The 18,621-nt window shown below is 57.0% G+C and carries 17 protein-coding genes; 5 read left to right on the top strand and 12 right to left on the bottom strand.

Features of this window, described 5'->3' with window-relative positions; all coding sequences use genetic code 11:
• Window positions 1–169: 169 nt before the first annotated feature.
• From CHR62_RS14340 to CHR62_RS14305, 8 genes are read right to left on the bottom strand one after another with little or no spacing between them, the layout of a single operon-like run.
• Window positions 170–850, bottom strand: a complete 681-nt coding sequence (locus tag CHR62_RS14340; protein ID WP_123661364.1) for a cysteine hydrolase family protein — start codon at window positions 848–850, stop codon at window positions 170–172.
• The gene (locus tag CHR62_RS14335) at window positions 843–1,913 is read right to left on the bottom strand and encodes a branched-chain amino acid ABC transporter permease (RefSeq protein WP_123661363.1); all 1,071 of its coding nucleotides are present in this window, start codon (window positions 1,911–1,913) and stop codon (window positions 843–845) included. The genes CHR62_RS14340 and CHR62_RS14335 overlap by 8 nt, the downstream gene beginning before the upstream one ends.
• Before the next feature lies 1 nt (window position 1,914).
• The gene (locus tag CHR62_RS14330; protein WP_093971063.1) at window positions 1,915–2,769 is read right to left on the bottom strand and encodes a branched-chain amino acid ABC transporter permease; all 855 of its coding nucleotides are present in this window, start codon (window positions 2,767–2,769) and stop codon (window positions 1,915–1,917) included.
• A gap of 18 nt (window positions 2,770–2,787) precedes the next feature.
• Window positions 2,788–3,495, bottom strand: coding sequence for an ABC transporter ATP-binding protein (locus tag CHR62_RS14325; RefSeq protein ID WP_093971064.1), 708 nt, complete (start codon window positions 3,493–3,495; stop codon window positions 2,788–2,790).
• Window positions 3,495–4,247, bottom strand: a complete 753-nt coding sequence (locus CHR62_RS14320) for an ATP-binding cassette domain-containing protein (RefSeq protein ID WP_123661362.1) — start codon at window positions 4,245–4,247, stop codon at window positions 3,495–3,497. The genes CHR62_RS14325 and CHR62_RS14320 overlap by 1 nt, the downstream gene beginning before the upstream one ends.
• Before the next feature lie 30 nt (window positions 4,248–4,277).
• A complete protein-coding gene (locus tag CHR62_RS14315) occupies window positions 4,278–5,474 on the bottom strand; it encodes a substrate-binding protein (protein WP_123661361.1) in 1,197 nt (398 codons plus the stop codon).
• A 32-nt stretch (window positions 5,475–5,506) separates the two neighbouring features.
• A complete protein-coding gene (locus CHR62_RS14310; protein WP_093971067.1) occupies window positions 5,507–6,148 on the bottom strand; it encodes a cysteine hydrolase family protein in 642 nt (213 codons plus the stop codon).
• Between the two features lie 44 nt (window positions 6,149–6,192).
• On the bottom strand, window positions 6,193–6,912 hold the full coding sequence (locus tag CHR62_RS14305; RefSeq protein WP_093971068.1) for a TetR family transcriptional regulator: 720 nt from the start codon (window positions 6,910–6,912) through the stop codon (window positions 6,193–6,195).
• Window positions 6,913–7,058: 146 nt separating this feature from the next.
• On the opposite strand from CHR62_RS14305, the gene fdxA reads away from it, so the two are divergent.
• Window positions 7,059–7,382 carry a ferredoxin FdxA gene (gene fdxA / locus CHR62_RS14300; RefSeq protein WP_123661360.1) on the top strand — a complete coding sequence of 108 codons (324 nt, stop codon included), beginning with the start codon at window positions 7,059–7,061 and terminating at the stop codon, window positions 7,380–7,382.
• Between the two features lie 71 nt (window positions 7,383–7,453).
• Window positions 7,454–8,884 (top strand): aldehyde dehydrogenase family protein, encoded by a 1,431-nt coding sequence (locus CHR62_RS14295; RefSeq protein WP_123661359.1) that lies wholly within the window; start codon window positions 7,454–7,456, stop codon window positions 8,882–8,884.
• Window positions 8,885–8,952: 68 nt separating this feature from the next.
• On the opposite strand, the gene CHR62_RS14290 is transcribed toward CHR62_RS14295, so the two are convergent.
• The 4 genes from CHR62_RS14290 to CHR62_RS14275 all read right to left on the bottom strand — a co-directional run bounded on the left by CHR62_RS14290 (window position 8,953) and on the right by CHR62_RS14275 (window position 12,439).
• Window positions 8,953–10,026, bottom strand: a complete 1,074-nt coding sequence (locus CHR62_RS14290; RefSeq protein ID WP_123661358.1) for a nucleotidyl transferase AbiEii/AbiGii toxin family protein — start codon at window positions 10,024–10,026, stop codon at window positions 8,953–8,955.
• Window positions 10,023–10,742, bottom strand: a complete 720-nt coding sequence (locus CHR62_RS14285; RefSeq protein ID WP_233575021.1) for a DUF6088 family protein — start codon at window positions 10,740–10,742, stop codon at window positions 10,023–10,025. The genes CHR62_RS14290 and CHR62_RS14285 overlap by 4 nt, the downstream gene beginning before the upstream one ends.
• A gap of 129 nt (window positions 10,743–10,871) precedes the next feature.
• Window positions 10,872–11,810 (bottom strand): YgcG family protein, encoded by a 939-nt coding sequence (locus tag CHR62_RS14280; protein WP_233575020.1) that lies wholly within the window; start codon window positions 11,808–11,810, stop codon window positions 10,872–10,874.
• A gap of 8 nt (window positions 11,811–11,818) precedes the next feature.
• Window positions 11,819–12,439: a LemA family protein gene (locus CHR62_RS14275; protein WP_093971072.1), complete on the bottom strand. Its 621-nt coding sequence runs from the start codon at window positions 12,437–12,439 to the stop codon at window positions 11,819–11,821.
• A gap of 271 nt (window positions 12,440–12,710) precedes the next feature.
• On the opposite strand from CHR62_RS14275, the gene CHR62_RS14270 reads away from it, so the two are divergent.
• From CHR62_RS14270 to CHR62_RS14260, 3 genes are all read left to right on the top strand, one after another.
• Window positions 12,711–14,069, top strand: coding sequence for a DEAD/DEAH box helicase (locus CHR62_RS14270; protein WP_370318068.1), 1,359 nt, complete (start codon window positions 12,711–12,713; stop codon window positions 14,067–14,069).
• Window positions 14,070–14,304: 235 nt separating this feature from the next.
• Entirely contained in the window at window positions 14,305–17,040 is a 2,736-nt protein-coding gene (locus CHR62_RS14265; RefSeq protein ID WP_199722961.1) for a PAS domain S-box protein, read from the top strand.
• Between the two features lie 214 nt (window positions 17,041–17,254).
• Window positions 17,255–18,619 carry a TolC family protein gene (locus tag CHR62_RS14260; protein ID WP_123661356.1) on the top strand — a complete coding sequence of 455 codons (1,365 nt, stop codon included), beginning with the start codon at window positions 17,255–17,257 and terminating at the stop codon, window positions 18,617–18,619.
• The last annotated feature ends 2 nt before the right edge of the window (window positions 18,620–18,621 follow it).

Here is an 18,621-nt window from a genome sequence, read left to right as displayed (position 1 = left end):
TTGGCGTGGCGTATGGGCCTGGTTGCAATGCCGGGGCACGCCATTTTTTGCCCCCGCTTATTTATAGTGTGTTACCTGCTTTACGCTATAACAGCATAAACGCAAGCACCATGTTTGATAATAAACAAAAAGATTTTTAACAGCAATAATTATAGTGTGTACGTTGTAATTATCGACGCCACAGCCCCGCAACGTCTTCCGCCATAATCACATCGCCAAATAAGGTCTGGATATTGTTCAGGGTGGCGTTATGCTCTTCATCGGTCAGCGTGGCATTGGCATCGGCCAAAAATGCTACGCGGTAATTTAGCTGGGCCGCGTCCCGCGCCGTGCTTTCCGAACAGCAGTTGGTCATGGTGCCCGAAATAATCACGTTCTCGATACCCCGGGCGTTCAGCTGCTTGTCCAGGTCACACGTGCCCGGGGTAAAACCACTGAAACGCGTTTTGTTGACGATCATGTCGGTTTCTTGCACCTCTAAACCGGCCCACAACTGATGCCCATGCGCGCCCACCCGAAACGCCCCTGCCGAACCGGCCTTGGCCTGCGGTGACGAGATCATGTCGTACCAGAACGTCCAGGGTGTGGACTCGGTGTCATCGTAGGTAAAGCGCAAGAACACATTCAGGCCACCCGCAGCACGTACTTCACGGCTGACTTTGTTGATATTGGGAACGATGTCGCGCGCCAACGGAATCTCAACCGGCGCACCGGGCTCGAGAAAACCATTTTGCATATCAACAATCAAGTGCGCGGTACGCTTCGGGTCAAGCCCTTCCAGTACTCGGACCCGGCCACGGTGGCCGCGACTGCGCTCAACCAGTTCTGGCGACAGATGAATCTTATGCATTGGCTTTCCTTATTTCGCTGTTAGCAACTGCTGGCGCGTTTGCAGACGGGCGCGCAGCATCTTCTGCCCCCGTCTGCGCAGATGAAAAACGACGCCAGGCGCGCGGCAGCGGCAACTTGAACAAGCGGCCAAAAATGCCATCGGGCATAGCGATAACTGTCAAGATGAACAAGCCACCCAGCGTCAGCAACCAATACGGCCCCAGTGTGCTGGACAACACGCTTTCTACCCAGCGCACCAAAATAACGCCCAGGAATGCGGCCAACAGCACCGCACGACCACCGACGGCTACCCAGATCAGGACTTCGGTAGATAGCGCCGTGCCGATAATGGCTGGCGAAACAAAACCGAACTGTGCCGTAAATAGCGCCCCGGCATAGCCGGCCATAGCACCCGAGAACGTAAACGCCATCACTTTGTAGTCGGTCGTGCGATAACCGAATGACGTCGTCCGGACTTCGTTGTTGCGAATACCGGCCAACACGGCCCCCAGCGGCGAACGCTGCACGAACAAGGCCAGCAAATAAATCGCCAATGCAGACAGCAGTACGACATAGAACATTTCGTTGGTCGTCATCATGTCGCCCCCGCGCCACCCGGCGAACAAGGGCGGCACCCCCAACAAGCCGTCGAAACCACCGATGAAATCAATACGCTGGGCGATGATCTCGACTACCACTGCGGCACACAGCGTAACGATGGCAAAGAACGCCCCCGACAGACCACGTCCAACAAACAACAACTTACCCAGAATGTAGGCAGCGATAGCCGGGCCCGCCGTAGCCAACAGCAAACCCATGACTTGCGACCCGCCAAACCATGTGAATTTTTCTAGCGTTGTCAGCGCCATTAAATAAGCGCCCAACCCAAAGAAGATGGCTTGGCCAAAACACAAAATGCCCACCTGCCCCCAAATGAACGACAGGCTCATAGCCAAAATGCCGTAAGTCAGATACTGACCGAACTGGCTGACCGTCCACTCGTCAAGGGCCAGCGGCGCCATAAACAGTAGCGCCCATACGACGACGGTAAGAGTAATGCTCAAAGACCATTGCTTGTTCATATCAACGCTTCCGGGTGATCAGGCCTTCGGGAAAAAGGCGAATCAGGACAATTGCAAGAATGAAGACTGCGACCTGTGCAGCCACCTGAGTATCGATAGAGGCAACCACAGTATTGGTGGAGCCGATCAAGCCAACCCCCAACACCACACCCATCAGATGCGCAACGCCGCCCACCATAATGGCCAGGAAGGCTGGGATCAGGAAGCCGCCACCCATTTGCGGGTCGACGCTCATGATGGGCGCCATGACCGCCCCGGCAAAACCCGCCAACGCCGCACCAAAGGCAAAGGTCCATCGGTCCATGCTGCGGGTATTCAGCCCAAGCGAAGCGGCCATGCTGCGATTGGCGATAACCCCTCGCACAGCCAGGCCCAGATGGGTGCGGTAAAACACCAGGAACACCGCCAGCGTGACCAGCAGGGCCATACCCATAATGAACAGGCGCATCGATGGATACACTACGCCCAGAATATTGACGGGGTCAGGGATGGGGTTGACGATGCTTTGCGATGTTGGCCCGAAGCCAATCACAATGGCTTGCTTAATGACAATTGAAATGCCCCAGGTGGCCAGAATGGTATCGATAAACCGGTGATAGACATGCCGGATCACAAACTGCTCGATAAGGATGCCGACAAAGGCCAGAAACAGAGGCGCCAGAATCAATGACAACCAGTAAGGCAGTTGCAGCGCCTGCGTCATGACGACGGTGTACGCTCCCAGCAAGAAGAACTCGCCGTGCGCCATGTTGATGACGTTCATCAGGCCGAAGATCACCACCAGCCCCAGGGCAACCAGCAACAGGCTGAGCGAATAGCTCAGTGTGTCCAGGCCCAGCTCAATTACGAAATTCATGCTTCGCTCCGTTGAGTTCTACACCGACAGGTATTTATGGATGGGCGTGGGGTCGTCACGCAGGGCCTGCACCTGATCGGTTTCGTAGACGATGTGACCGTTTTCCATGAAAAGACAGCGCTGGGCCATGCCCAGCACCAGCTCCATGTTTTGCTCGACCAACAAAATGGTCAACCCCTGCTCCTTGGCAATTCGACTGAGCACACGACCTATTTCCTGCACGATGGAGGGCTGGATACCTTCAGAGGGCTCATCGAGCAGCAGCAACTTGGGCTTACCGATCAGCGCGCGAACAATAGCCAGTTGCTGCTGTTGCCCGCCCGACATGCTGCCGCCACGTTGGGAACGTCGTTCGCGCAAAATGGGGAACAGATCAAATGCCCAGTCGGGGATGTCTTTCGACATGCCGGGATGACCCAGCAGCCCCATGCGCAGGTTCTCTTCAACGGTGAAGTCACCGAAAATATCGCGCCCTTGCGGCACGTACCCCATGCCCATCCGGGCAATTTCATAAGGCCGCTTACCGACGATTTCCTGACCGTCAAATTGCATGCTGCCTTGCGTAACCGCCACATGCCCCATCAGCGCCTTCAAGAACGTGGTCTTGCCCATGCCATTACGGCCCAATAAGGCGACCACTTCGCCTTTTTTGATGCTCATTGAAAAACCGTCGAGCACTCGGCTGCCGGCCAGGTAACCGGCCACTACATCTTTGACGTCCAACATTACGCGCTTCCCCCAAGATAGGCCGCGACCACTTCGGGGTCGTTCTGAATTTCATCCAAGGTGCCTTCGCGCACTACGCGACCGCGCAGCATCACCACCAGCCTGCAATCGAGTGCTCGCACAAAGCTCATGTCGTGCTCGATGACCAGCACTGTCTTGCCGTACTCGGTCTGCAAGCGCCGGACCAGTTCGGCAGTTTTTTGGGTTTCGGGTACGGACATGCCGGCGGTGGGCTCGTCAAGCATGATGAGATCGCCGTCGTAGGCCAAGAGCATCGCAATTTCGAGCCATTGCTTTTCGCCGTGCGCCAGGGTTTCGACCTTGTCGGTAGCCTTTTCGGTCAGCCCGCATAAGTTCAGCAACTCGCCAAGACGGCCGGTGGGCCTTGCAAAGAGTGTTTGCAAAATACCGGACTTGCTCGACTTGCCTGCCTGCCCCACCTGCCCCGCCAACGGAATCATGAGGTTCTCGACGACAGTCAGTTCGGGATACACCCCAGGGATCTGGAATTTGCGCGAAATGCCCATCCGTGCCACCTGATAGGCAGGCATTTTCGTGATGTCGGTGTCTTTGAAAATGACCTCGCCTTCATCGGCCCGCAGGTTTCCTGTGAGGATATTGAATAAGGTAGTCTTCCCGCAGCCGTTGGGCCCAATAATGCAATTGACAGTCCCACGCTGCACGGTCAAAGAAAGACCGTGCAACACCGTAATGCCGCCAAACCGTTTAACAATTGATCGTGCTTCCAGCATATTTGTCCCCCAAGGCCGGTTCAGCAACGATTAGGCCGCGCACTGCTGCGAAGCTTTCACTAGGCCAATGTCCTTCAAGACAACCATCTTGCCCCCTTGCGCTTGCGCAATCAGGATATTCAGGTCGGCATGGCGGTCACTGGCACGCAACGACACTTCGCCATTGCCCGACATCAGGGTCTGACCCACAATCGCGTCAGTAATCGCTTCTTTGTCGTCAGAGTTGGCGCGCTTGATGGCCTCGATATAGAAGCGTGTCATGGTGTAGTGGGCATCTACCGTGTTGCTGACAATTGCGTTCGGGCCGAACTTGTCGCGCACTTTCTTGACCAGGGCCTTGGCTTCGGGCTTGTCGAGCGCTTCGGTAAAGTTGCAGACGGTGATGATGCCTTCGGATTCGCCCGGCGTCAGACCAGCCAGATAGTTTTCACTAAAACCGAAGAATGCAACCTTGATCTTGTCTTTCAAGCCGGCTGCGGCAAATTGCTTGATAAAGGTCACGGCATCGGCGCCCACAATCGACATCACGACCACATCAGCGCCCGACGACTCGATTTTTCGCAAGGTGCTGGTGTAGTCTTTAACGCCCCATGGGGTGTATTCGGTGGCGACGACTTTGGCCCCTTTTTCAGCGGCCACCTTATCAATAGCCTCGTTCATTTTGCGCGGCCAGACGTAATCACTGCCGATCAGAAAGAGATTTTTTCCGACATTTTCAGCAACGTACGGAATGAATGAATTGACCCACTGGTCGGGCACGGAGCTATAGAGCGTCACATAGCGGCTGCAGGTACCGCCTTCATAATCGGTGGCGTACAGCAGCGGCACTTTATAACGTTCAACCAAAGGTCGAATCGCGTCGCGCTCGGCGCTGGTGACGGGGCCAATAATGGCGTTGACGCGATAGCGCCGAATCAACTCGTTGGTACGCTCAACGGCTGTTTTAGGGTCGGTTTTGGTATCGGCCCGGATCATTTCAAACATGCGGCCGTCTAACACGCCGCCCGATGCGTTCGCCTCTTCAAGCGCCAGGCGAATCGCTTGTCCGCCCTGCTCGCCAAGGGCCTCGAGCCCGCCCGAAAAGGGCTGCAAAACACCAACCTTGATGGTTTCTTTGGCAAACGCCAACTGCGGCATACCTGCCATTCCAGCGCCCAGCATGCCTGCCGAGGCCAACAACAAAGAACGACGACGCGGGTTGAGGACTGCATTGTTTTTGGTAGACATGTGGAGCTCCTGTGATGGAAGATTTTGAATCGCTATTCGCAAGCAACGATCGTTAACGGACTGCCCTGCTGCAGGCTGGCAACCACCGAATCCGACCGAGACACCACGCCAAAGTGCGTGGCAATGTCGTATAACGAGGACGCCTGTTCGCGCGGGCCTGTCGCCGCCACGCCGTCTTCAACGACGACCACCCGGTAGCCCAAAAAGAAGGCATCGTGAACTGTCGAGCGCACGCAGATGTTGGTGACCACCCCCATGCAAACCAGCGTGTCAACGCCCAGGTCTTTAAGGGTCAGATCAAGGTCAGTATTGAAAAAGCCCGAAAACCGGCGTTTGGTTACGTAGTGATCTTCGGGGGCCTGTTCGAGGGCATCGACCACCGCAGAACCCCACTCGCCTTCCATACAGTGCGGCGTACGTTTAAGGAACTCACGATCACACTTCATGCCATGCCGGTGCTTATCTTGAATATGAACGACCGGCGCACCCGCCACGCGAGCCGCCCGCATAACCGCATTCTGGGGCGGGTAAAGCACCTCGGCGCCCGGCAGCACCATGGCACCGCCCTCGGTGCAGAAGTCGTTGATCATGTCGATAACCAAAACTGCGGTGCGGCTCGGATCCAGAACGAAATTCTGGTCAGATTGACGATGTTCAGAAAAAGTGGAAACCATGCGTAGCAACCCCTAATCAATGGGACTAAAAATATCGATAAGCATTACCGCGCCTCAGCCAGCGCGCGCTGTGCTGCGTCAGACTGCACAGCGGCGTTTACAGGCCACTTGCGCACCGATCGCAGCGTAATGTCGGTAATAAACGCCTTCCAGTGCGCCAGGTTGTCGGCTGCATGCAGGTCGACACTTAAAAACGCACTTAAGGTGTAGCGGTTTGACAGGTAGAAGTAGCCCAGCGCGGCGATTTCTATGTAGAGGTCGCGTGCGCTGATGTCATCACGAAACAGGCCTTTTTCAACGCCTGCGCGCAGCACCTGGTCCAGCACCTGCACGGCCGGCGACGACAGCCGCGCCACCTGGCCCGATTTTTTTATGTGCTTGCCCTGCTGCAGGTTTTCGCTGTTCAGCAAGGTCATCATCTCGGGGTGGGCCTGGTAGTAATGCCACACAAAATGCACGACCGTGGTCAGTGCCTGTTCGGGGTGGGCCAAGTCAAACTCAAGCTCGGCTTCGGCCTCGTTCATGCGGGCGTAGGCGGTTTCCAGCACTTCGACAAACAGTTTCTCTTTACTGCCGAAGTAGTAATAAATCATGCGATCGTGCGTGCGCGACAACCGTGAAATCTGTTCGATTTTGCCGCCGGCAAAGCCATAACGGGAAAACACGCGCGTAGCGGCGCGTAAAATAGCGTCGCGGGTTTTCTGGGCACGAGCCTGGGTAGCCACTTCCACAGAAGGTTTTGTTTTGCGTCTGAGAGTTGCCATGACCCCGCCTGGTTGACTGATTGAAGACCATTCTGGGCGGGCAAACAAATGTAGTCAACACCGAATAATTTGGTATTTACTACATTAAATTTATGACGTACCATGTGGAAAATTTTTGTGTACTTTATTCCCGGATAGGCCCTGCCATGACCCACGTTGTAACTGAAGCCTGTATTAAATGCCGATATACCGACTGCGTTGACGTCTGCCCAGTCGACTGCTTTCACATTGGCCCGAACTTTTTGGTCATTGACCCCGAAGAGTGCATTGACTGCGCCGTCTGTGTAGCCGAGTGCCCGGCCGAAGCCATTTATGCCGAAGAAGACCTGCCGCAAGATCAAATGGACTTCATTCGCATCAATGCCGAACTGGCAACCGAATGGGAAGTCATCTCGAAAAGCATGGGTGCGCTGCCCGACGCCGACGAATGGAAAGACAAACCTAACAAACGTGAGCTGCTTGAACGCTAAGAAGCGTCAGACCGCATTCGCGGGACGGCTCAACACACAGGCCATCCAAGCGCCTGTCACAGGACTAGACAATGCATAAAAATTGGATTGCCGGCGAGTGGATCGGCGCCTCGAACGTACAGCAAAACATCAACCCGTCCGACCTGAACGATGTCGTAGGCGAGTATGTACGCGCTTCGGCCGACGAAGTCGAAGCGGCCGTTTCTGCGGCCTATCAGGCGTGGCCCAACTGGTCGTTAAGCACACCGCAACAACGGTTTGACGCCCTTGATTTTGTGGGCACCGAACTGCTGGCCCGTAAGGCAGAGCTGGGTGAACTGCTGGCGCGCGAAGAAGGCAAGACATTGCCCGAAGCTGTTGCCGAGGTTGCCCGCGCAGGCCAGATTTTTAAATTTTTTGCCGGTGAAGCCCTGCGCATTACAGGCGATGCCGTCGCCTCGGTACGCCCAGGCATCCAGGTCGAGGTCACCCGCGAACCGCTAGGGGTTGTGGGCATTATCACTCCCTGGAACTTCCCCATTGCCATCCCCGCCTGGAAAATCGCGCCGGCGTTGGCCTACGGCAACTGCGTCGTGTTCAAACCTGCCGACCTGGTCCCTGGTTCGGCCTGGGCGCTGGCCGAAATCATCAGCCGAAGCGGGCTGCCGGGTGGCGTATTCAACCTGGTCATGGGCCGCGGTTCGGTAGTAGGCGCGGCATTTATCGACGACCCGCGCGTTACCGCCATCACCTTTACGGGTTCGGTAGGTACCGGCCATGGCATTTTGCAGCAAGCCGCGCAAAAACAGAAAAAAGTCCAGCTGGAGCTCGGCGGCAAGAACCCGCTGGTTATTCTGGATGACGCCGACCTCGAAACCGCGCTCGATTGCGCGATTCAGGGGGCCTTTTATTCGACAGGCCAACGCTGCACCGCCAGCAGCCGCATCATTGTCGAGAAAGGCATTTACGACCAATTTACCGACACGCTGGCCAAACGCACGGCAGCATTGCGCGTGGGCCACGCTTTAGATGCCAACACCCAAATCGGGCCCGTAGCCGATGCATCGCAACTTCAACAAGACTTGGATTACGTCAAAATCGGGCAAGATGAAGGTGCGCAATTGCTGTGCGGCGGGCAAACACTCGAAGGCAAAACACCTGGCTACTACTTCAGCCCGGCCGTGCTGGCTCATGCCACCAACGACATGCGCGTTTCGCGCGAAGAAATTTTTGGCCCTGTGGCCACGGTTATTAAAGCCGACGACTACGATCATGCATTAGCGCTGGCCAACGACACCGAATTCGGCTTGAGTTCGGGCATTTGCACGCAGTCGCTGAAACGGGCTACGCATTTCAAACGCGCTATTCAGGCGGGCATGACGATGGTCAACGTCCCCACCGCCGGGGTCGACTACCATGTGCCGTTTGGTGGCCGCAAAGGCTCAAGCTATGGCCCGCGCGAGCAAGGTCGTTATGCGCAAGAGTTTTTCACGATTGTAAAAACAGCCTATACCAAGGCGTAATCGCAAGCGCTAAAAAAACCGGCTGCCATTTGGCTAGCCGGTTTTTTTATTTCAGGATGACTCTAGCGCTAGCGCCGCATTTCTGCGGAGAGTGCGGCGATTGAGGCACCATTGACGATCTGCTCGAATTGTTCCGCGCTGTGCAGCACCGCATCGAAAGGAGGAATATCTCCGAAAATCATGCCTGCCATCGCTTCATAATCTTTTCTGAGCGCCTCTCGCATCGCCGTATTCGGTGTAAGGGTAAATGTGCCCGCTACTGCACTGCCGAGCCCCAAATCAGCACTGCCGAAGAACAGCCTCGCATGGTTGGCGCAGTCGGTCGCCAGAACGTGATCCTCCTGCCAGGCAGCCGCTAACGGTGCCTGCATCAGCTGATGCACGTCATAGTAGTGACGCGAAACACGTTGCCCACCGTACCGTAGCTCACCGCGACGGTCATGCCACTGGCGTAGCCCGTGCAAGATCATGACCTTGTCCCAGAAGGTGCGTTCGGGTTTCACGGTGATTACGTTCGTCACGGTCAAGTCCAGGTCGGGCAGGTCCGTCACGACGTACGGAGTGACGGAAGCCGCGACATGCGGATCAAGTGCCGATTTGGCACCGGCCTCAATCTTGACCGCTGAGCGTATGTAGCTGCTGGTGGTGGCTGTGACAGAGGGATACCAGAACAGTAAACTCTGACCATCCTTGTCGTCGGGATCGAGTTCCAGCCGAAAGCGACTCTTGGGAATGAGCGATGCCGCGAGATGAGTGAACTGCGCGATCAATGACTCTGCAATATAGGCCTGACACGCCTTGCGGATCGCTTCGAGACGCGCACGGCGCTTCTTGCCGCTCAGCGCATCCAGATCAGCAACCTCGGCACCTTGCCCCAAGTCATCACGAAACACTGTGATGTCGATGTCTTCGGAAAAGCGGGAGATCAGACCGAAGGCCTTGGAGAGCGAAGTGCCGCCCTTGAACAGCAGGCGGGGGCCACCCGTTCCCAGGCCATTGAACAGTGCATCTAGTGTCCAAGAGACCCAGAAATCCTTTTCAATGTTCTGAACCGCCGTACCGAGGCGGACTGAGGCGCCAAGAAACAAGTCTCGCCGCTCGGCGTCGCTAGCTGTGATGATGGTACTGAATGCTGGGTTCACGAGGCCTCCCCGTGTTTGGCCCCGCGGCGGCGTGCAGGCTGAGATTTTTTGGTGTCGAGAGTTTCTGGTGTTGCGGCCCTTGTTTCCTGCGGGTCACACCCAGGTAGCTCTCGGATCAGGCTTTGCATCCACGCCGGCAATACATTGAAACCATCGAGCAGGTCCTGGCGGATCGCCGGACCATGGACGGGATCGGCGAGCACGTTAGTCAGCTTTCCCTGAATGAAAGAACGCTCAGAAGTCAGAGTGTCCTTTAACCAGTAAAGCGCCTGCACGATGCGCATGGCCGGGCGTCCCGCCCAGTAGAGACGACTGGGCGCTGTCTGTTTGAACTCGATGGTGAGCTTGTCGAGTTGAACCGCACGTCGGCGGGTGTCGGTATGGATGGTTACGCGAGCGGGTACCGCGTCGGTCAAACCGAGATCATTGGCGGCAGTCATACCATCTACCAGCAATCGCAGGTGATCGCGGCGGGCGATGGCTTCCGCCACGGCGCGGTAGTCTGGGGTCGTGGGACGTTTGGTCAGGCTATTGATCTTGGGCTTGTCATATAGGCCTCTGTCGATGCGACGCAACTCGCCCGCCTGCACCATGCGCTGCAGAGCCTTGTCGATAGCATCACGGCTGCCCAACTGTGCAAAGTCGGTTGGTACCCAAACCCGCCCGGGCTTAGCCGCTTCAATCAGAGCGGAAATGTGAGATTTGAGTGCGGACATTGCCCCTCCTGTCCGATATTTATATATCTTTTTCGGACATTTAACAATGCGTCGTCCGAAATTTGTAGTTTTATTTCGGACTGATCCAGCCATCAAGAAATACCTGACAGCGGACATTTTTTATGCGGCTTACCAGCGACCCGAGGCGCCGCCACCGCCGCTGCTGCCACCGCCCCCGCCAAAACCACCGCCACCAAAGCCGCCGCCGAAGCCGCCAGCGCCAAAGCCCCCGGCTGCGCCGATACGACCGGCACGGCGGCGCATGCCGCCCCCACCGGGCCCGCCCTTGCCGCCGCCCTTTTTATCTATCCAGGCACGCAACGCACGACTGACAAAGAAGGCTACGACCGCACCGCCCAGGGCAATAAAGATATTGCCCCACGCGACATAAAGCACAATGCCGGTGAAAGGCGCAGCCACCCAAGGCAGTGCAGCAAAAAAGAAAAACAGCAAAAGCAACGCGCCCCAAAGTTCTGCCGATTCTTCATCGGCCGATGCCGCACTTGTTTCCGGCGGTGGAAGATCTTCCCCATCGACCAGCAGGATCAGGCTGTCGACACCCGCCGAAACCCCACCGGCAAAATCGCCGGCCTGAAAACGCGGTACGACCTGCTCTCGGATAATGCGGCCGGCCAACAAGTCGGGCACGGCGCCTTCCAGCCCGTAACCGACTTCGATCCGCATAGCCCTGTCGTCTTTGGCCACGACAAACAAAATGCCATCGTCAACCGATTTACGCCCCAACTGCCATTGTTCGAATGCACGCAACGCGTATTGCTCGATGCTGTCAGTCCCCGTGGTGGGCACCATCAAGACGGCAATCTGCGCCCCCTTGCGCTGCTCTAGTGCCGCCAGGCGTGCTTCGATGTCTTGCACTGTAGCGGCGTCGAGCGTACCGGTGGTGTCGGTGACGCGCGCCTGCAGCGGCGGCACGGCGGCGTCTTGCGCCAATGCCGGGGAAGCCAGGAAGCCAAGCACGACCGTCAAGATAAATGCCCCAAACCATATCAGCCAACGACTGAGGCCAAACCCACCACTGCCGCCCGGGCGATTAACCTGCGCCATCATGGGAGTGCTTAGTTACCTGCCGGCGCTGCCGCGCTAGGCACGTCGAACTTGACCTCGGGGTTGCGCATGATGTCGGCCTGGCGGTCGACCCCGTAGTTTTCTTTAACACCGTAGCCAAATAACTTGGCTGTCAGCAACGTTGGGAATTGGCGGATGTAGACGTTGTAGTCTTGCACGGCACGCACGTAGCGGCCGCGCTCGGCGGCAATGCGGTTCTCGGTGCCCTCAAGCTGAGTCATCAGGTCGCGGAACAAGCCGTCGCTTTTTAGCTGGGGGTAGTTTTCTGACACTGCAATCAGGCGCGACAGGGCCGACGACAATTGCGCCTGAGCCTGCTCGAACTGTTGCATGACGGCGGGGTTCGACAGGTCGTTGACTGTGACTTGAACCTTGCCGACTTGTGCACGCGCTTCGGTAACGTCGGTTAGCACCGTACGCTCGTTCACCATATAAGCATTGACCGAACTAACCAGCTTGGGCACCAACTCGGCCCGGCGCTCGTATTGGTTAAGCGTTTGCGACCAGGCTGCCTTGACCTGCTCGTCGAGGCGCTGGATTTCGTTGTAACCGCAGCCAGACAGCAGCAGCGTAATAAAGGGCATGAATAACCAAAGCAGTGCGCGTTTCATCGGTGACGTCCTAAAATACTGCAAAAATAAAAGCTTAACCCATATATGGGCTACAATACTGGCCTGCACGACGAGCCAGTCACCGTGCAGGTTGCGAGGCAAAACATGCCCGCCGCACCCGGCCAGCCGGTCTGGTGCTCATTTATCGGCCGCCTTTGCAGGCCGTTTTCTCGTCCGCCCAGACTGGTGTCGTTCACGACAGGCTGTCGCCGGAGCCCTTCTTTTGTCTACCACTGTAAATTTCGCCGACCTTGGGTTGGCTGAACCCCTTTTGCGTGCCGTTAACGATACTGGTTATACCGCACCCACCCCTATTCAAGCTCAAGCCATACCGCAAGTGATTAAAGGCGGTGACTTGCTGGCTGCCGCGCAAACCGGTACCGGCAAAACCGCCGGCTTTACCCTGCCCATATTGCACCGTCTGTTAAACACGCCCTTGACCAACATGAAGGCCGGGCGCCCCCGTTGCCTGATTCTTACCCCAACCCGCGAGCTTACCGCCCAGGTTGAAGAGTCGGTACAGGTCTACGGCAAACACACCGCGCTGCGCTCTATGGTGATGTTCGGCGGTGTGAACATCAACCCGCAAATTTCAGCATTGCGCAAGCCGGTTGATATTCTGGTGGCCACACCCGGCCGCCTGCTGGACCACGCTCAGCAAAAAACCATCGATCTTTCCGGTGTTGAAATTCTGGTCCTGGACGAAGCCGACCGCATGCTCGACATGGGCTTCATTCGCGACATTCGCCGTGTTCTGGCATTGCTGCCTAAAACACGCCAGAACCTGCTTTTCTCGGCCACGTTCTCTGACGAAATCCGCGAATTGGCCAAAGGCGTGCTGAACGACCCCCAGGAAATTTCCGTCGCGCGCCGTAATACCGCGTCTGAATTGGTGGATCAAAGCGTCGTCATTACCGAGCAATCACACAAGCGCGACCTGCTTAGCCACATCATCCGCGAAAGCGGCTGGCACCAGGTGCTGGTATTTACGCGCACCAAACACGGCGCCAACCGCTTGGCCGAAAAACTGGTCAAAGACGGGCTATCGGCTGCCGCTATTCATGGCAACAAAAGTCAGGCCGCACGCACCCGCGCGCTGGCTGGTTTCAAAGACGGTAAAGTCGCCGTGCTGGTAGCCACCGATATCGCCGCGCGCGGTATCGATATCGACAACCTGCCGCATGTAGTCAACTTTGAGCTCCCCAATGTGCCCGAAGACTACGTTCACCGCATTGGCCGAACCGGCCGGGCAGGCAGCGAAGGCTCCGCACTGTCACTGGTCGACAAGACCGAAATCAAATTGCTGACAGCCATTGAAAAACTGATCCGCCGCCCCATTGAACGCACGACCATTGAGGGCTGGACACCCAGCATGGTCAAGCCCGACACCACCCCAGAACGCCCACCTCGCCCGGCACAAGGCCGGCGACACACCGGTGGCCGCGCTGAAGGCAGCGGTCGGCCTGGCGGCGATCGCTCGGGCAACGGGCGACCTGGCAGTGGGCGCCCCGGCGCCAACGCCCGCAGCGGCGCGGGCAGGCCGGCCGGCAATGGCGGGAACCGATCCAACACTGGCCGTTCGCAACGTTCCGGCGACGCTGGGTTCAACACCGCCCGCTCGGGCAGCTAACACTCGGTCACGATGCACGCTTAGCCGCCATCGTCTGCGGTCAACAGAAGCATCAATAGCGTCCAAACCCTGAAGGGCGCATTAGGCAAGCCATACGCACTGCCTAATGCGCCCTTTTTGCATGACACCAAAAATCTAGGGAAACACCCAATCTATAAGCGCTTTACGGCGCAAGAGCCGGTGATAGAATCGGTAACACCTGTTTTCATATTCTGTCCTTCACCGGGGCCGCAGCATGCCTGAAGAAATCGGTTTCTTTTTCGAGAACCACCCCGACCCCATGCTCGTTTACGAGCCCAATAGCCTGCGCATCCTCGCAGCCAATCGCGCTGCCTCCGAGGTCTATGGCTACACGAACGAAGAATTCCTGAACATGACCATTGCGGCCATGAGGCCGCCTGAAGACGTGCCCCGCCTGCTGGCCATCGTCAAACAAGTTGCAGGGCAACGGGGCGCAGGCAATATGTGGCGCCACCGCACCAAGGCAGGCAAAATCATATACGCCGACGTCTTGTCGCAGCCTCTGGCCTACCATGGCGCGCACGCGCGACTGGTCGTCATTCGCAACGTCACAGCCAGCACGCATCTTCAAGCCTTTGTCGAAGCCCTGCCCGGCAAGTTCATGGTTCTCGACGCCAACGACCTGACGATAGTATCGGCCAGCGACGAGTATCTTGCGACCACCATGCGCAAGCGCGAAGACATCAAAGGCCGACACTTGTTCGACGCCTTCCCGGCCGACCCGAACGACGCCGACCAAGACGGCGTGACCACCCTTCAGCGCTCTTTGACCCGCGTCATAGAAAGCCGTCAGGCCGACAGCATGGCGGTGCAGCGTTACCCCATCCCACGCCCACCCGAACAGGGCGGCGACTTTGAAGAACGGTTCTGGAGTGTCGTCAACAGCCCCATTTTCGGTTACGAAGGCAATGTGGCCTACATCATTCACCGGGTTGAAGACGTCACCGATTTTGTGCGGCTGGCCGAAAGTCCTAACGATGAAGACGCCGAATCCGCAAACGTTCATTTAATCGAAAGTCACAGTAAGCAGCTGGCCACCGACATTCTGGTGCGATCCCGCGAACTTAAAGAAACCAACGCACGCCTTTCAGAGTACGAAGCCAATTTGCGTATGGCTCAGCGCCTGCTGGGGCTAGGCATTTGGCGATTGAATATCGATACAAATGAGATCGTCTGGTCCGACGACATCTACACGATGTTCGGGCAAACGCCCACCGAGTTTGGTCACTCAATCGAGACATACATTGCGCTCGTTCACCCTGACGACCGCGCCGCCTTCGACGCCTATGTCGCAGAATATCTCGATAATCCGGCTCCCACGTTCGAACTCAACCATCGCATCGTGCGGCCCGACGGCAAAATCATTTACATACGCGGCATTGCCGAACTGACCACAACGCCCGATGGTCGACTGCTCAACGGTGTGGTGCAAGACATCACGGCCGACATCCAGGCGCGCCAGCAATCACTTATGCTGGCCCAGCGCCTGGCCCAAACCCTCGACAGCATGAGCGATGCGTTTTACTTGCTCGACAAGCAATGGTGTTTTTCTTATATCAACGCCGAGGGCGAACGCCTGCTGCATCGCAAGTACGATGACCTGATCGGGCGCAATGTCTGGGAAGCCTTCCCCGAGGCGGCCGAGTCCATTATCAGAACTGAATACGAAAGAGCTATTGCCGACAATACGGCCGTCGAATTTTCGCTGTATTTTGCCCCCCTGAAAACCTGGTTCGAAATCAACGCCTACCCTAGTTCCGAGGGGCTGGCGGTGTACTTTCGCGACATCACCGAACGACGCGAACTGGCCGAACGCCTGAACCAGTCGCAAAAAATGGAGGCTATTGGGCAACTGACCGGTGGCGTTGCTCACGACTTCAACAATTTGCTGACCGTTATTCTGGGTAACGCCGAGCTACTTAAAGAGTCGCTCGACGACCAGCCGTCGTTGCGGCTGTTTGCCGAAATGTCGGCCAGTGCGGCCGAACGCGGCGCCGAGCTGACAAACCGGCTACTGGCCTTTGCGCGGCGCCAGGCGCTAGAGCCCAAGGTCATCGACACCAACAAGCTGGTCTGCGGCATCGAAGGGCTGCTTCGACGCGCCCTGAACGAAGACATAGATATTGAGCTCGTGCGAGGTGGCGGCGTATGGCCGGCCGAAGTTGACCCCAGCCAGCTCGAGTCAGCGCTATTAAACATGGCTATCAATGCACGCGATGCCATGCCCGATGGCGGCAAGCTGACCATCGAAACTGCCAATGCCCGCCTTGACGATGCTTACGCCGAAGCCCATCCGGACGTCAAACCCGGCCAGTATGTGATGATTTCCGTATCGGACACAGGTACGGGCATGCCAGCCGACGTTATCGCCAGGGCCTTCGAGCCGTTCTACACAACCAAGCCCGCCGGCAAAGGCAGCGGGTTGGGGCTGTCGATGGTGTATGGGTTTGTGAAGCAGTCGGGTGGACACATCAAAATTTATTCGGAAATCGGCGAAGGCACGACGATACGGTTGTACTTCCCCCGCGCCAACCCGACGGGCATCGACGACACCTTCGAACCTGCCCGCAAGGTAGTACCCGGCAACGAACACATTTTGGTAGTCGAAGACGACGACCTGGTCCGCACCCATGTGGTCACCCAACTAAAAGGCCTAGGTTACCGGGTCACCGAAGCCATTAGCGGACAGGCCGCACTAGACATTATTAAACGGCATAGCGACATCGACCTACTGTTCACCGACGTAGTCATGCCTGGCGGCATCAATGGCCGCCAATTAGCCGACCAGGCCATGGCGCTGCGTCCGGCGCTTAAGGTGCTGTATACCTCGGGTTACACCGAAAACGCCATTGTTCACCACGGCCGTTTGGACCAGGGCGTACACCTTTTGGCCAAGCCCTACAGGCGTAGCGAACTAGCCTCGAAGCTGCGTAAAGCGCTAGAACAGTAAACACACAACCCTAAAAAAACGCACCAAATTGGCGCGTTTTTTGTTGCTTATGTCATACAAATCATAGCGATTTTGAGAGGATTTTGGCGGCACACAACAGATTTTGAGAGGAGTTTATTTTGTGCTTGTCGGCCTAGGTAAATTGACCCAGAATTATTTCAAAGTTTGTCTTTCTGTCTCTATTTTCTCTCTCGGCCTGGCCGGCCTGCCTAATATGACCAAAAAAATTTTTGCGCTAAAAAAACTTGGTGCGGCGTTGCTATTTGTCTCTCCGCTGTTGGCCCACACGGGCAAGGTCAATGCTCAAGCACTGGCCGACGAACTCGACCGCGTTCTTAAGCAGCACCAGCTTATACAAATGGTTGACGCCGACGTGGCCACCGCCCAAGAGCAGGTCAAGGTCGAACGCTCCGGCTACTACCCCAAACTTACCCTGCGTGCCGGCGCCGGCAAGCAGCATTTAAAGCGCCAAGAAGGTGAAAGCGGGCACTACGACCCCACCGAAACGAGTGTGGGTCTTAACCAGCTTATTACCGACTTTGGATACACCAATGCCCGCGTCGATGCGGCGCGTGCGGTCGTCCTCAAAGAAGAAGCGGAACGCGAACTGCAACGACAGAACCTGACACTGGCCGCCATCGAAGCCCAGCTTCAGCTGATTCAGGCCTCGCAAGCCCTAAATTTTGCCAAGGCCTCCGAAGCCCGTATCAAAGAGCAGACATCACTTGAGAACGCCCGTATGGAGGCCGGCCGGGGCTACGCCACCGACGTGCTTCAGGCCAAAGCCCAGTTGGCCGGCGCCGAGGCTCGCCGTGTCGGCGCCGAGCGCATGCTCAGCCTGGCACTGCACCGCTACGAAACGGTGTTCGGCACTGCGCCCGTCAACATCAAAACGCTTCAGGCCATCCATATTCCTGTCGCCTTGATGCCAACATCGCAACAGCAAATCATCGAAGGTATTGCGATGCAAAACCCCGATGTGCTGGCCGCCATTCAACGCACCAACGTTACGCTGGCCGAACGTGATGTCGCCCGCAAAAACGAGCTGATGCCGCGTCTTAGCCTGGATGTCCGTCGGGCACGCAACCACGACTACGACGGGTCGCGCGGCCGCCGCGACGACACGCGCGCCATGATTAACCTTGAATGGCAATTTGATCTGGGCATGCGTGCCATCCACGTCAGCCGCTCTGCCGACCAGGCCATTGTGTCTTCAAAACAAAAGGCCGATTACGTGCGTGTTCAGGCCCGTGAAGAGGCGCTGAACGCGTGGTCCGAATGGCAAACCTCGCGTTTGCGTTCCGAACACCTGATCAATCAGGTCAATATTGCCGGCAACTTCCTTGACCTGGCCCGCAAAGAGCGCGAAATGGGTCGCCGCTCGCTGCTCGACATCCTGAACGGCGAGGTATCGCTGTTGAATGCGCAAAGCGATGCGACCGTTGCGCGCATCGACGAAGTCATTGCGGCTTACCGCTTGCTGCGCGCCGTGGGCCGACTGTCGCCGAACATTTTGCGCGAACCCGGCATTGTTGTTCCTGCTGAATCTTTGTTAACTGCTGCATTGCCCAACGGCTGAGT

Origin of the sequence: Pusillimonas sp. NJUB218 (assembly GCF_003788685.1) — a bacterium.
Classification (GTDB): domain Bacteria; phylum Pseudomonadota; class Gammaproteobacteria; order Burkholderiales; family Burkholderiaceae_B; genus Neopusillimonas.
Note: the sequence above shows the minus strand (reverse complement) of the source record. Positions and strands in the feature narration are given on the sequence as shown.